Origin of the sequence: Gardnerella sp. DNF00257 (genome assembly GCF_049262745.1) — a bacterium.
Taxonomy (GTDB): Bacteria; Actinomycetota; Actinomycetes; order Actinomycetales; family Bifidobacteriaceae; genus Bifidobacterium; species Bifidobacterium piotii.
Map to the genome: position 1 here is coordinate 443,259 of NZ_CP058403.1, position 15,674 is coordinate 458,932.

Annotated in this window: 9 protein-coding genes; 6 read left to right on the plus strand and 3 right to left on the minus strand. The window is 40.0% G+C overall.

What is annotated here, in order from left to right; genetic code table 11:
* The first annotated feature begins 180 nt into the window (after window positions 1–180).
* From HXT23_RS01605 to aroA, 3 genes are all read left to right on the plus strand, one after another.
* Entirely contained in the window at window positions 181–1,770 is a 1,590-nt protein-coding gene (locus HXT23_RS01605; RefSeq protein WP_116438550.1) for an ABC transporter ATP-binding protein, read from the plus strand.
* Window positions 1,771–1,772: 2 nt separating this feature from the next.
* Window positions 1,773–2,666, plus strand: a complete 894-nt coding sequence (locus HXT23_RS01610) for an energy-coupling factor transporter transmembrane component T family protein (protein ID WP_032815803.1) — start codon at window positions 1,773–1,775, stop codon at window positions 2,664–2,666.
* Window positions 2,667–2,728: 62 nt separating this feature from the next.
* The gene (aroA, locus tag HXT23_RS01615) at window positions 2,729–4,096 is read left to right on the plus strand and encodes a 3-phosphoshikimate 1-carboxyvinyltransferase (RefSeq protein WP_422112973.1); all 1,368 of its coding nucleotides are present in this window, start codon (window positions 2,729–2,731) and stop codon (window positions 4,094–4,096) included.
* Window positions 4,097–4,211: 115 nt separating this feature from the next.
* Here the strand turns inward: aroA and HXT23_RS01620 are convergent, their stop codons facing one another.
* The 3 genes from HXT23_RS01620 to HXT23_RS01630 form a co-directional block, all read right to left on the minus strand.
* A complete protein-coding gene (locus HXT23_RS01620) occupies window positions 4,212–5,441 on the minus strand; it encodes an acetate/propionate family kinase (protein ID WP_004574964.1) in 1,230 nt (409 codons plus the stop codon).
* A 177-nt stretch (window positions 5,442–5,618) separates the two neighbouring features.
* On the minus strand, window positions 5,619–7,277 hold the full coding sequence (pta, locus tag HXT23_RS01625) for a phosphate acetyltransferase (RefSeq protein WP_422112974.1): 1,659 nt from the start codon (window positions 7,275–7,277) through the stop codon (window positions 5,619–5,621).
* A gap of 287 nt (window positions 7,278–7,564) precedes the next feature.
* On the minus strand, window positions 7,565–10,042 hold the full coding sequence (locus HXT23_RS01630) for a phosphoketolase (RefSeq protein WP_004112522.1): 2,478 nt from the start codon (window positions 10,040–10,042) through the stop codon (window positions 7,565–7,567).
* Between the two features lie 373 nt (window positions 10,043–10,415).
* Here HXT23_RS01630 and guaA point away from each other — a divergent pair, with 373 nt between their 5' ends.
* From guaA to HXT23_RS01645, 3 genes are all read left to right on the plus strand, one after another.
* Window positions 10,416–11,978 (plus strand): glutamine-hydrolyzing GMP synthase, encoded by a 1,563-nt coding sequence (gene guaA / locus HXT23_RS01635; RefSeq protein WP_016831849.1) that lies wholly within the window; start codon window positions 10,416–10,418, stop codon window positions 11,976–11,978.
* Between the two features lie 102 nt (window positions 11,979–12,080).
* Window positions 12,081–13,523, plus strand: a complete 1,443-nt coding sequence (locus tag HXT23_RS01640) for an Eco57I restriction-modification methylase domain-containing protein (RefSeq protein ID WP_422112975.1) — start codon at window positions 12,081–12,083, stop codon at window positions 13,521–13,523.
* 12 nt (window positions 13,524–13,535) lie between these two features.
* Window positions 13,536–15,674 carry an ATP-binding protein gene (locus tag HXT23_RS01645; protein WP_422112976.1) on the plus strand — a complete coding sequence of 713 codons (2,139 nt, stop codon included), beginning with the start codon at window positions 13,536–13,538 and terminating at the stop codon, window positions 15,672–15,674.

Below are 15,674 nucleotides of genomic sequence, written 5' to 3' on the forward strand. Positions count from 1 at the left end.
TGCAACTTGTAAACTATCGTGTTTAATGCGCAAAATGCAAAAACACGGTAGTTTACTCGTATGATGCTTATATTTCGTATTTGTTTTACTTTATATTTTTTGAAATTGTGTTATGCAATTTTTATATTTTAGATTTTGCTATGCAATGAAAATTTTGCTATGCAATGAAAGTTTGTTTGTATGCAATTTGTGAATAAGACTGAATGGACTCCAGCGAGCGTAGTTGCTAAAGACTGGGGTTGGAGACACGCTACTCGCAAAGATTTTGTGTTGAGGAATGTAAATATTGATATTAAGCCTGGTGAGCATGTGTTGCTTTTAGGCGCTTCTGGCGCTGGGAAAAGCACATTTATGGCTGGTTTAGCAGGTGTTTTAGGTGACGAAACAGAAGGTATGGAAGAAGGTAGCCTTCTAGTCGGTGGTGTTCATGCTAGAGATGCTCGCGGAAAAGTTGGACTTGTTATGCAAGACCCAGATTCTCAAATCATTCTTGAAAGAGTAGGCGACGATGTAGCTTTTGGAAGTGAGAATCTTGGAGTTAACAGCGAAGAGACTTGGAATCGCGTAAAGCTTTCAATAAAAGCTGTTGGCTTAGACAATATTACTCAAGGAAGTCAGGGTCTTAGACGCTCAACACAATCTTTATCGGGAGGTCAAAGGCAACGTCTTGCTTTAGCAGGAGTGCTTGCAATGCATCCTGGATTGCTTCTTTTAGATGAGCCTACAGCTAATCTAGATCCTAAAGGTGTTCAGCAAGTTCATGATGCTGTAGCGAATATTCTTAAAAAAACAGGCTCTACAATGATTGTAGTTGAACATCATATTGACGTGTGGCTGGATTTGATTGATAGAGTTATTGTTATTGGAAAAGATGAAAATAATAATGATTCAAATGTAGGATGCGTTATTGCAGACGGTAAGCCTGAGGATGTTTTTGAAAAGTATGGCGATATGCTTGCAAAAGGTGGTGCTTGGGTTCCAGGAAGAACAGTTAAATCTTTTGCTCCTAAACATTGCTATGACGAGATCAAAGACGAAATAAAAGACGAGATCAAAGATACGGAAGAATCTGTTGCGCTCTATACGAATGATTGCTCTTTTGGAAGAACTCTGACACTATCGGAACATGTTAATGTAGCTTTTCGTTTTGGCGAAGTAACGGCTTTAATGGGACCTAATGGTGCTGGTAAAACCACATTAGCGTTAACGCTTGCAGGCTTATTAAAGCCGATTGCTGGCAGCGTGTGCATGATGGAAAAGTATGTGCCAAAACGACGTAAAAATGATCTTTTTACTTGGAAAAGTCAAGAATTACTAGGGCGAGTTGGCATGGTGTTTCAGGAGCCAGAACATCAATTCATAACATCGTCTGTAAGAGACGAAGTTGCTGTAGGGCCTAAAAAGCAAGGAAAAAGCGAAAAGGAATCTTACGATATTGCCGATAGCATGCTTGAACGTATGGATTTGAAGCGTTTTGCTCTTGCTAATCCTTATACATTATCTGGAGGAGAAAAACGTAGACTTTCTGTAGCTACGCTTTTAGCTGCTGCTCCACGCGTTGTTATTATGGATGAGCCTACTTTTGGACAAGATTTTAAAACTTGGACAGCAATGGTGAAACTTATTGCGCAAATACGCGATAGTGGCTCAGCGGTGATTGTTGTTACTCACGATGATGAGCTTGTAAAGTCTTTAGATGCCAGAGTAATAAGAGTTGAGTCACGAAAAATCGCAGGATCCGCTCATAACTATAGTGAAGGGAATGAGTAGAAGTGAATAAAACTAGTAGTGTAGAAGAATCGTCTAGAATCCAAGTTAAAGACTTTGAAAATTTATTAAAAGTTTCGCATATTGATGTAACTGCATCTTCTAAACGTTTAGAAAGTGAACGACTAGTTTCGCCTTCTTGGTTTATTCGTAGGCTCAATCCAATAAGCCGTTTTATTGGAGCGCTGCTACTTTGCTTACCTATGTTTGTTACATTAGATATTGTTTCAGCTTCTATTGCATTCGGTTTAGATATACTGTTATTTGCAATTGCTGGAGTAACTCCTTGGTATGTTTTACGCCATACTTGGCCAGTTTGGATTGCTGCTTCGGGTAGTTTTATATCGGTTCTTTTATATGGTCAAAGTTCTGGAGATGATATATTTAAGTTTGGCTGGATGCATATAAGCCAAGGATCATTGTATTTGGCAATTTGTACGTTTGTTCGTGTTGCATCTGTAGCAGTTCCAGGCGTTATATTAGCCATTGGATTAGATCCAACTGATTTAGCAGACGGATTAGTGCAGATTTTGCATTTTTCTCCACGATTTGTGTACGGAGCATTAGCTGGATTGAGAATGTTTAGTCTATTGCAAAATGATTGGCGTGCTTTTGGTTTAGCTCGAAGGTCTCGTGGTATATCGGATGGTAAAGCGTTGCAGCGTATGCTTTCGCAATCTTTTGGTTTGCTCGTGTTATCTATTCGCAGAGGCACTAAACTTGCTACAGCTATGGAAGCTAGGGCTTTTGGAAGTAATATTAAACGTGTTCCAGCACGAAAATCGAAGTTAACAGCATACGATTGGATATTTTATGCAATTTGCATTGCTGTTCCTACTATTGCTTTATATGCTTCAATACAAACAGGATATTGGCATAATGCGTTTATTCATATGTAAAGCATTGTGAAAATTACAATGCGTACATATTTATAGATAGTATTCATAATATGAGCGGAATAATGAATACTTATAATCATGATGATGTTTGGCAAGCTCCATCATGCAATACTCCTTTGAATGCAACAGTGAATATTCCTGGAAGCAAGTCGTTATCTAATCGATACTTGATTTTGGCAGCTCTTGGTAAAAAGCCAGTTGTTCTAAAGGGATTGCTGAGATCAAGAGATACGGAACTTATGATTAACGCGCTAAGCGTATTTGGAGTTAAATGCGATTCGCTAAGCCGCGACGGCACAGCAGTTTGTGTTATTCCGCCCAAAAATGGCGTTTTTAGCGTAGATGATTGTGCGGTTGTTAATTGTGGCTTGGCTGGAACAGTTATGCGTTTTGTAACAGCTTTAGCGCTGTTTGCAAATAATTGTGTGAAATTTGATGGAGATGAGCAAGCGTATGCTCGTCCAATGAAGCCTGTTCTAGATGGATTGGAACAGCTAGGCGCAAAAATCGTATATCACGGAAAAGTCGGATTCTTACCATTTAGCGTTATTCCGCCCAAAAATCTTGAATCATATGGTGTAAATTGTGCGCAAAATTCTTGCAATAATCGCGTTATTCGCATTGACTCTTCGTCGTCGTCTCAATTTATATCTGCGCTTCTGCTAATTGCATCTCGAATTCCAGGAGGATTACAAATAGAGCATATTGGAAGCAAATTGCCTAGTATGCCTCATATTCAAATGACAATGGAAGACGTGCGCAAAGCTGGCGGAGTAGTAGATATGCCAGAAAGCGGAGTATGGCGTATTAAAGAGCATGATTTGACTTTGCCAGATGAAGTTGTTGTAGAGCCAGATCTTTCTAATGCAGCGCCTTTTATTGGAGCAGCGTTGATTGCTGGCGGATGCGTTAAAATCCCTAATTGGCCGCTTAAAACAACTCAGCCTGGGGGATTGTTGCCTGGGATTCTAGAGCAAATGGGCGCAGAAATTGTTTTTGAGCATTCGGCTGCGGATTCTTCAACATTGTGCGTAACTGGTAGTGGCAAAATTCACGCAATTAAGTCGCTTGATTTGGCTGCTGCTGGCGAGGTTGCGCCGAGTATTGCTGCGATTCTTGCGCTTGCAGATGGTGTAAGCGAGTTGCACGGTATTGCGCATTTAAGAGGCCACGAAACGAATCGCTTGAGTGCAATAGTTACGGAACTAAATCGCGTTGGAATAGGCGCTGATGAGCTAGATGATGGAATTCGTATTATTCCTAGCAAAAATATGCATGGGGAAGTGATGGAGACTTATGCGGATCACAGAATGGCAACTTTTGCATCAATGTTAGGTCTTCGTATATCTAATATAAGAGTAAAAAATATTGCCACTACGCGCAAAACAATCCCTGATTTTCCTGGTATGTGGAATAAGATGCTTGAATAGTGAGCTTAAATAGTGAGACTAAATAGTGAGCTTAAATAACAAATAATCCCGAGTTTTTTTAACTCGGGATTATTTATGTGTTACGTTTTTACGTTACGTTGTTTTACACTACGATTTAGCGCTCAAACTTGTTGCCGTAAGAATCGACTCCAGCTTCTGCGATTTGTGCAGACTTTCGAGCGATTGCCAACTCTTCGTTAGTTGGGATTACAGCAATAATCACAGAGCTATCTGGAGTGGAAATAATGCGTGGCTCCTTAGAACGAACCAAGTTCTTCTCTTTATCGAGCTTAACGCCGAATGGAGCAAGCTTTTCGCATACGCGAGCGCGAACAATCTCGTCGTTTTCGCCAACGCCAGCGGTGAATGTGATTACGTCCACGCCGCCCATTTGAGCTGTGTAGTTGCCAATGTAGCCAACAATGCGGTGAACGTACACGCCAAGAGCAAGCTTAGCGTCTTCGTCGCCCTCTGCGATGAGCTTATGAATATCGCGCAAATCGCCGTGGCCAGTCATGCCCATCATGCCAGAACGCTTGTTAAAGAGCGTATCAAGCTCGTCTACGTTCATGTGAGCGTTGCGAATAAGGTGGAAGACTACAGCTGGGTCAATATCTCCAGTGCGGCCGCCCATCATTAAACCTTCGAGAGGCGTTAAGCCCATAGAAGTTTCAACTGGCTTGCCAGAAATCTGAGCGGAAGCAGAAGCGCCGTTTCCAATGTGCAAAACAATCTGCTTCAAGCCTTCTGCAGGCTTTCCAACAACGCTTGGAACTACAGAGCCAATGTACTCGTGGGAAGTGCCGTGAGCGCCATAGCGACGAATGTGGTACTGGTTTGCAATATCTTTGTTCAATGCGTAAGTCGCAGCAACCTGTGGCAAATCGTGGAAGAACGAAGAGTCAAACACCATAATCTGTGGAACATCTGGCAAAAGTTCAGTCATGACTTCAGCGCCAACAGCCTCAGGACCGTTGTGAAGTGGAGCCAAAACAGCCAAATCCTTCACCTTATTAATGGTCTTTTTGTTCACTAATGCAGGCTTAGGGAATGTTAAGCCACCCTGAACAACGCGGTGTCCAACAGCTACGATTCCAGACTTAGAAAGATTTGGACCATATTCCTCGAAGAAGCCGAGTACGCGCTTTAAGCCTTGCTCGTGATCGTGCACTGGCTCGTCAAACTCATGCTTTTCGCCATTGAATACGTGCTTGTAGTGTCCGTCAACTGGCTCGCCAATTTTTTCTACAATACCAGATGCAATGCCTTCGCCGCTTTCCAAATCGACGAGCTGGTACTTAATAGAACTAGAACCAGAATTGATAACAAGAACGGTTTTTGCCATGAGGGCATCCTCCATAAAGTGTTGATAAGGCTAGTAAATTGCCACGTTTAAGTGTACATGCAAGTTCCTACAATGAATGCTAATAAATGCTTTTGTATTTACTTATTATTACATTTGCAAATCATTGTAAGAACTTGCGATTATTAAATTATTGCTTGCGATTATTGCTTGCGATTATTAGAACTGCGCTTCCAAAGCTGTAAGAGCAACAGTGTTAATAATATCTTGAACCAATGCGCCTCTAGACAAGTCGTTAACAGGCTTGTTTAGTCCTTGCAGGATTGGTCCAACAGCTAACGCGCCGCTGGAGCGCTGAACGGCCTTGTATCCAATGTTTCCAGCGCATAAGTCTGGGAACACAAACACATTTACGTGGCCTGCAACATCATTGCCTTTAGCTTTGGATGCAGCAACAGTTTCGGACCACGCAGCGTCAAATTGAATAGATCCAACGACCTTTAAGTCTGGGTCGCTTTCTTTTACAATCTTTGTTGCTTCTTCTACAAGATCAACGTCTGGGCCTTTTCCAGATCCAAGAGTGGAGTAAGATAGCATTCCAACTTTAGGATCTAAGCCAAAAGCTTTAGCAGTTTGTGCGGATTGAAGCGCAATATCTGCAAGCTGCTGCGCATCTGGATTAAGGTTGATTGCGCAATCTGCAAATACTGCCACATGATCCTTAAAGCACATAATGAATGCGCCAGAAACAAGCTTAGATCCAGGCTTAGTTTTAATAACTTGAAGAGCAGGGCGAACTGTATTTGCCGTTGAGTTAACAGAGCCAGAAACAAGTCCGTCTGCTAATCCAAGTACCACTAGCATTGTGCCAAAGTAGCTTGCGTCTTTAAGCTGCTCTCTAGCTTGATCTTCTGTCATGCCTTTCTTTGCGCGCAATTCGCAAAGCTTGCTAATCATCTTGCTAAGAATCTCTTCGTCGCTCATAGATTGGAAGCTTGCTTTGCTAAGAGACTTTAATCCAAGCTCTTGTGCTCTTGCAAGAATAGATTCGCGTTCTCCAACAATAACGAGGTTTACAATGTCTCGCTCTAGCAAATAATCAGCTGCTTTTAGAATGCGGTCTTCTTCGCCTTCTGGGAGCACTATTGTTTTCTTATTTGCTTTAGCTTTTCCAAGCAGGCTGTATTGGAAGGCGTATGGGGTAGTAGGAGCGGCAAATGGCTGTTGCAAAGCGCTAATGATTTCTTCGTTTTCAACGTAATCGCTGAATTTATTAAACTCTGATTCGCTTATAGAAGGCAAAGTCCAAAGTGGAGTGCCATTATTGCTTTGAGCATAGTCTTCTTTTAATTCTTTTGCTAAGTCTTCTTTGCAATCAGTTACAAAAATGCCAAATACTTTTGTGTATTCTTTGCTAACGCTTGCGGATTGTGCTTCGATTGTTTGCAAGATTTGCTTACTATCTCTGCCTTCTGCGCAAACGCTTAAGAACACTGGGGAAGCTAAGTCTGCTGCAACAGATGCATCAAATCTAAATAAGTCTGGGTCAAATACAGAAGTAGAATCGCTTGCTACAATAACGCATCCTTGAGCGTTTGTTGCGCTAATCAGCTCGTTGTAACTAGCTACAATGTCTCCTCTTAGTGTGTCTTTGTTTTTACGAACTGCGCATGGGCATGCTGCGATTACTTGTTCCAGCGTTGGTTTTGTGTTGCTTGCGGCTATCAATTCGCTTGTAAATGCGTCATCATGTTTTGCGGATGGCCTAAAAACAGTTGTTGAATAATGATTAGAAAGAGCTTTTGTAACTCCTAGTGCTACAACATTGCGACTTTGCGCGCAATCTGCGCTAATAATAGTTACGTTAACTAACGACACGACTTTTCTCCTTTGATGCGTCTGTGTTTATTCTATTTTGCTTTGCATTTTTATTTTGCTTTGCATTTTCGTTTTTGCTATTCTTCGTATTTCAACGTTGAAAATTGCATATCGAACGAAGAATCCTTAGCTATTTTAAGGCTATTTGCAAAACAACAAGCGGAAATTTCGATTTTTTATGTGTTTTATTATTAATTTTTTTTTATTCTACTAATTTTTTAGGGAGCCAACCTTTCGATTGACTCCCTAAAAATCAGCTAAGCAATTTTAGCGTTGATAGCTTAAAACTACTCGTTATCGCCAGCGGTTGCGGCGGTTGCGGTAACAGCGCCTGGCTTGTCGGTCTTAACGCCTGGCCATACCCAATCGGTGTAGTCTGGGTGATCAAGACCCTTGTCGACTGCATACTGGAAGGCTTCGAGGCGGAAGTCCTCGAGCTTCTTGATTTCGTCGGCATACTTAGCGGCGTCAACCATGCGCAATGCTTCAGCGGTAAGCTCGTAACGATCCATGTCGTTCACGCGAACCATATCGTATGGCGTGGTGGTGGAGCCCTGCTCCTTGTAGCCATGAACGTTGAAGTTGTCGTGGTTTGGACGATCGTAAATCAAGCCGCGAACGTCATGTGCATAGGAGTGGTAAGCGAAGAGGACTGGCTTATCGGCAGTGAAGAGATCAGTGAACTCTTCGTCAGTCAAAGCTTCGTTGTTTTCCTTAGCGGACTGCAACTTGAGCAAGTCAACAACGTTAACAACCTTGAACTTAACGCCAAGCTTGTTCAACTTGTCGGCAGCGGCCATCAATTCCTGCTGTGGAACATCGCCAACACCAGCAAGAACAACCTGAACTTCGTCATTGTTCTTAGCGTTGGAAGCCCACTTCCACTCAGCAGCACCCTTCTCGAGCTCTTCGCGAGCTTCGTCGAGAGTCAACCAAGTAGCAGCTGGCTGCTTACCAGCGAAGATGGCGTTAATCATGTTGGTGGACTTGTAAGCCTTTTCAGCAACAGCAAGCAACATGTTGGAATCCACTGGGAAGTAGATGCCGATTACGTGATCGTTGTTGAAGGTCTTGTTCAAGAGCACGGAGGTTACGCCTGGATCCTGGTGCGAGAAGCCGTTGTGATCCTGACGCCATACGTGAGAGGATACAAGCAAGTTCACAGAGGAGATTGGCTTACGCCATGGGATCTCGCGAACGGTAGCCTCAAGCCACTTTGCGTGCTGGTTCAACATGGAGTCGATAACGTGTACGAAGGACTCGTAAGAGCTCCAAATGCCGTGACGACCAGTGAGCAAGTAGCCCTCGAGGAAGCCTTCCATCTGGTGCTCGGAAAGCTGCTCGGTAACCTGGCCAGTAACAGCCATGTGCTCGTCGACTAAGCCAGAAAGGTAGCCAGCATCCCACTGCTTGTTGGTTACTTCGTAAGCAGCCTGCAAACGGTTGGAAGCGGTCTCATCTGGGCCGAAGATACGGAAGGAATCTGGGTTGTTCTTAATGATGTCGCGAGTGTAAACACCAAGGCGACGGGTAGCTTCGAGCTGACCCCAGCCGTGACCGAATTCCTTAACTTCCTTAACTTCGTAATCTTCAAGCTTTGGAAGCTTAAGATCTTCGCGAATACGACCACCGTTGGCGTTTGGATTTTCGCCAATACGGAGTTCTCCCTTTGGCATGAAGGAAAGAACGTCTTCCTTAACAGCACCCTTTTCATCGAAGAGCTCTTCAGGCTTGTAGGACTTCATCCAGTTCTTCAAAACCTCGAAGTGAGCTTCGGTATCGCGAGCGGAAGCCAGTGGAACCTGGTGTGCACGCCAAGAACCTTCGGTCTTCTTGCCGTCGATGAACTTCGGGCAAGTCCAACCCTTTGGAGTGCGGAAGATAATCATTGGGTAGTAAGGGCGAGTTACGTCGTTAGTTTGAGCCTCGGCCTTAATATCGCAAATCTCATCGAAGATGGTTTCAAACATATCGGCAAAGCGACGGTGAATGGAAAGGTGATCCTCATCATCGAAGCCAGCAACGAACTCATATGGCTCGTAGCCCATGCCGTGGAAGAACTCGTGGAGCTCTTCGTCGGAAATGCGGGAAAGAATGGTTGGGTTAGCGATCTTGTAGCCGTTCAAATGCAAGATTGGAAGCACAATACCATCGGTACGTGGGTTAACGAGCTTGTTGGACTGCCAACCAGTAGCCAAAGGACCAGTTTCAGCTTCGCCATCGCCAACGATTGCTGGAACAAACAAGCTTGGGTTGTTCATAACAGCGCCGTAAGCGTGGGAGAGAGCGTAACCGAGCTCGCCACCTTCGTGGATGGAGCCTGGGGTCTCTGGAGCGAAGTGAGAAGGAATGCCGCCTGGGTAAGAGAACTGGCGGAAGAACTTCTGCAAACCAGCTTCGTCCTTGGTGATCTTTGGATAGTACTCAGTGTAGGTACCGTCAAGATAAGACTGAGCAGTACCAGCTGGGCCGCCGTGGCCTGGACCCATGATAATCACTGTGTTCTGCTGGTGATCAGCAATAAAGCGGTTGATGTGTCCAATAAGGAAGTTAAGGCCTGGAGTTGTACCCCAGTGGCCGACTAGACGATGCTTAACATCTTCGCGAGTGAATGGCTCCTTCATTAGAGGATTGCTGCGAAGATAAATCTGACCGATAGCGAGGTAATTAGCAACGCGCCAATACTTGTCTACGCCTTCGATGGCCGCCTCGGAAACTGGAGCGTTAAGCTTCTTCCAAGGGGTGCCAATAACAGGACTCGTCATGTGTACTCCTGTACTCAAGCACTTTTCAGTGCGATTTTAATCATTACCATTTGGTTATAGAGGCCAAAAAACAAATGTATTCGCCTCTTTTTCCATCTTTTTCAGTATAGTAACAGCTTTTGACTTTTGTGCGTTTGATTAGTTACTACGTGCGAATTTGTTGAAAAAATGTGTTAAAGTGTTAACAAAAATCACCTTAAAAGTATCAATTATGTTATGTTTGATGTTCACTTTCTTGTTATGTAAAGGTTGTTTATTTTTACAATTTTTATAATTTGTTAAGTTACGGCGTTTCGCACAACGCAACGTCTAAAAGCGCCATTAGTATAAATTGAATCACCTATAAATGTGTTTCTTATATATAAGGAGAATCATGGCAAACGGTCCGGTACTTGTAGTTGACTTCGGTGCCCAATATGCCCAGCTAATCGCTAGAAGAGTGAGGGAAGCAAACGTTTATTCGGAGCTTGTTCCACACTCTATGCCAGTAGAGGAGATGCTGGCAAAAGATCCAAAAGCCATAATTCTTTCTGGCGGCCCTGCCTCCGTTTATGAGCCAGGAGCGCCAAAAATTGACACAAAGATTTTTGAAGCGGGCGTTCCAGTGCTTGGAATTTGCTACGGATTCCAAGTTATGGCTCACGAGCTTGGCGGAGTTGTAGACAAAGCAGCATTGGGTGAGTACGGAAAAACGCATGCAACTATTGATGAAGCAGAAGGATTGCTTGCAAATTCGCCATTAGATCAAAATACTTGGATGAGTCACGGAGTGGCAGTTAAGAGCGCGCCAGAAGGATTCGAGGTGCTTGCTCACACTCAAGGCGCTCCAGTTGCAGCTATGCAAGACAAAAGTCGCAAGCTTTACGGAGTGCAATGGCATCCAGAAGTCAAGCATACGCCTTTAGGTCAAAAGCTTATTTCCACATTTTTGCACGAGTGCGCAGGATTGGAAAATGATTGGAATCCTTCTAATATTATTGAAGATCAAGTTGCAAAGATTCGCGCAGAAGTTGGAGACGCGCAGGTTATTTGCGGACTTTCTGGAGGAGTCGATTCCGCTGTTGCTGCAGCTCTTGTGCATAAAGCAATCGGAGATCAGCTTACTTGCGTTTTTGTAGACCATGGTCTTCTTCGTAAAGGCGAAGTCGAGCAAGTTAAGCACGATTTTGTTGAGGCAACTGGAATCAAGCTTATTGCAGTAGATGCAGAAGACGACTTTTTAGATGCGCTTAAAGGCGTTAGCGAGCCAGAGCGCAAGCGCAAGATTATTGGCGAAAAGTTTATTCGCACATTCGAAAAAGCACAACGTCAAGTTATTGAAGAAGCTGGAAAATCTGGAGCAGAAGTTAAGTTCCTTGTACAAGGCACGCTTTACCCAGATGTTGTTGAGTCTGGCGGCGGAGACGGTGCTGCAAACATTAAGTCGCATCACAATGTTGGCGGCTTACCAAAGGACTTAAAGTTTAAGCTTATTGAGCCTTTGCGCACTTTGTTTAAGGATGAAGTTCGCGCAATTGGTACGGAGCTTGGGCTTCCAGACGCTATTGTTTGGCGCCAGCCGTTCCCAGGGCCAGGATTGGGAATTCGCATTGTTGGCGAGATTACTCGCGAGCGTTTGGCTGTGCTTAGAGAAGCAGATGCGATTGCGCGCGAAGAGCTTTCGGCAGCTGGATTAGATCGAGATATTTGGCAATGCCCAGTTGTTCTTTTGGCAGATGTTCACTCTGTTGGAGTTCAAGGAGACGAACGCACATACGGTTCTCCGATTGTGCTTCGACCAGTAAGTTCGGAAGACGCTATGACTGCTGATTGGTCGCGAGTTCCTTACGATGTATTGGCAAAGATTTCTACTCGAATCACAAACGAATGTCGTCAGATTAATCGCGTTGTGTTAGACGTTACATCTAAGCCGCCTGCCACAATCGAGTGGGAATAGAACAAAAAGAAAGAATGATAGAGCTTAGAGAATTTGCTAGAAAACAAATTTTTGCTTTAATGAGACTAGATAGCGTATCAATTAATAAACTGGAGTGATTTGATGAAAAAAAAAACAAACATAAAAAATATAGCTGATAAATGTCAAATATTCACCCCAGAAAATTATGTTAAGGAGTTACTGGACTCAGTTGGATATTGTGAGGATATATTAGATAAAACTATATTAGAAAACTCTTGTGGCGATGGTAATATACTTGTTGAAATAGTTAAAAGATATATTGAACAAGCAATAAAACAAAAATATTCTAAAGAAAGAATAAAAGAAGGTTTACAAGATAATGTTTTTGGATTTGAGATTGATAAGGTTCAATTTGAAAAGTGTATTTATAATTTGAATTTAGTTGCGAAAGAAAATGATATACATGATGTGCAATGGAATATTTATAATAAAGATTATTTAAAAAGTGAGGTTAATAAAAAATTTGATTTTATTGTAGGTAATCCACCATATATAACTTATAGTGATTTATCTAAGGAAGAAAGGGAGTTTATTAAGGAAAAATATAGTACTTGCAGACAAGGAAAGTTTGACTATTGTTATGCTTTTATAGAGCACAGTATTAACTCCTTATCAAATAAAGGAAAAATGTCCTATTTGATACCTAGCAGCATTTTTAAAACAGTTTTTGGTGAAAACCTCAGAGAATTTATGATAGATAATACTATTAGAATAAAAGATTACACAAAAGAAAAAATATTTGATAATGCACTAGTAAAATCGGCGATATTGATAGTTGATAGAGGACATATTAGCAAAAAAATTCAATATGTAGATATGAGTAGTAATCGTAGGTTATGTATTTGCAAAAAAGAAATTAAGAACAAATGGATTTTTTCTAATAAATTTAATGTTGGGGAGAAACGTTTTGGTGATTTTTTTAAAGTTTCTCATGTGGTAGCTACTTTGTTAAATAAAGCATATGTAATTAATGAAAATATGTACGAAGAAGTTGAAAAATTTTATAGGGTTGGGAATTTATTGATTGAAAAAGATATAATTATGCCAACAGCAACGCCGAGAACTATGAGGTATGGAAAGGTTGAAAAAATTATTTTTCCATATAAAGATGTTAATAATCAGATAGAGAGATATGAAGAAAAAGAATTTGAAGAATCATATCCATGCGCTTTTGCATATTTAAATCAATTCAAAGAAGAATTAATGGAAAGAAAATCTGATAAAAAAGCAAAGTGGTTTGAGTATGGGAGATCCCAAGCACTTTCAGGGATTAAATGTGAAAAATTGCTTATATCAACTATTATAACAGACAAAGTTTGTATTTATAAATTAGGTGAAGATTGCATTCCATATGCTGGTATGTATATTTCTCTAAGAAATCAAAATCAAAAATATGACTTAGATTTTGCAAAAAAAATTTTAAAGAGTGAAAATTTTTTTGAATATGTTAAAAATATTGGAATAAATATAAGCGGAAGTTCATTGAGAATTACATCTAAAGATATCGAAGATTTTTATTTTTAAATAGGAGTGAGCATGGAATATCTCAAGTATAGTATTGAAGATAGTACAATTGCGGAGTTATTAGGAGCACAAAATTTTTCCAAAGACGAGGCTGCAATTTTAGAATTGATTAAGAACTCATATGATGCAAAAGCGTTGCTTGTTAAACTTGAATTCATAGATAAAAATACGTTAAAAATAACTGATGATGGAGTTGGTATGGATTCAGAGGATATAAAAAAGCACTGGATGCATATTGGAAAAAGCAATAAAGGATATGACCTAATAGATTCAAACAATAAAGTTAGGGTTCAAGCCGGAGCAAAAGGTGTAGGTAGATTTGCTTTATCAAGATTAGGTAAAAATATTCAGTTATATAGTAAAAAGGAACATAAAGACGGCGTTATTTGGGCAACGGATTGGAATACATCTACATTAGAGATAAATTCAAGTATAGAGAATAAAGGTACCTGTATTATAATAAATAATCTTAGGGAAAAGTGGACTCTGAATAGGATTAAGAAATTAAACAAATATCTTGAAAAAACATATAATGATACGGCTATGAGAATACAAATTATAGCCAATGATTATAATGAATTTGTGGATTTACATTTTCCAGATCCTGAGCCAGGAAAAAATTGTAGGTCGTTTATTAATTTAGAGTATATAAAAGGCGAGTTATTGGTATCAGTATTTTCAGACGAGTTTTCTATTGATGCGAAAAAGTATTGTGAAGGAATGGATTTGAATCAACACAATAGAAAAATAAATATTATAGATGAATTGGAAGGTAATGAAATTTTTGATGTTTATGGAGAAGGATTAATTACAGTTCTAGAGAAACTTGGAAGATTTTCGGCAAATTTATTTTTCAATTTAAATGCTACAAATTATGATAAAGAAAAGTTTCTATATAAATACCTAAGAACTGATGAAATTTTAGATAGTGGTGTTGTTCTTTATAGAAATGCTTTTAGCATATCTTCGTTTGAAGGCGAGAAAGATTGGCTAGGATTAGGAAAAAGATCAAGGAAGTCACCAGCAGCTGCATCACATCCAACAGGTGCTTGGCGAGTAAGAGAAAATCAAATATCTGGGTTCGTATTAATAGATAAAGAAGAAAATAAAGCACTACAAGACCTTATGAATAGACAAGGATTAGATGAAAATATATATTATCAATTATTCATTCAAATAATATTAATTGGTATCAAAGAATTTGAACGATATAGACAAAAAATAATACGAAATATTAATAAAAAAAATATGGTTGAAGAAAACTTTACTGAGAGAATATCAGATGAAATCGTAAGAAATCCTAAAATGATAAATAATTTAAATAAAAATGATAAGGTGAAACTTATTAAAGAACTTAAGTTGTTTAATAAGGATAGTAAAAAACTTAAACAAGAAAAAGCGGATGTTGAAAATAGGTATAGATATGATGTAAGAATTTTGAATGCTTTAGCAACATCGGGTATGAAAGCAACATCAATAGCACATGAGATAAACAATGATAGAAATCAAATCGAACCTTCTTATGACTTCATAATAAATTCTTTAAAAAAATATAAAGTTTGGGACATAGTTAATGATCCGGAAAATAGAAAATTTGCATTTGAAGACATACCAGGTTTATTGGAAAATAATCATGCTGCAGTAAAAAAGATACTTAGGTTCATTGATGCGATTTTAGAAAAAGTAGAAAAGGAACAATTTTTTGCTATGAAATTGAATGTCAAAGAAATTGTGGGTCAAATAATAAAAAAATGGGAAAGAGACTATGCTTGGTTAAATGTAGAAATATGCGTGGATGACTTTTTAGAATTTAACATATCAAAAGACACATTCTATACAATATTTGATAATTTAATATTAAATAGCGTTCAACAAAACAGTCAATCAAATGAATTAAAAATAAAAATTATGATCAGTAAAGACTGCAATAAGTTGAAAATTTCTTATTATGATAATGGAAAAGGATTGCCAGAAAAATATTTAAATAATCCAAGAATTATTTTAGAACCACATGAAACAAGCAGAGCCAATGGTCATGGGCTTGGGATGTGGATAATTAATAATACAATTAATTTTCAAAATGGAGAGATTATTAATATTTCAGGTGAAAAAGGATTTGAATTTATTTTTGAGATGGAGGAGACTTTATAA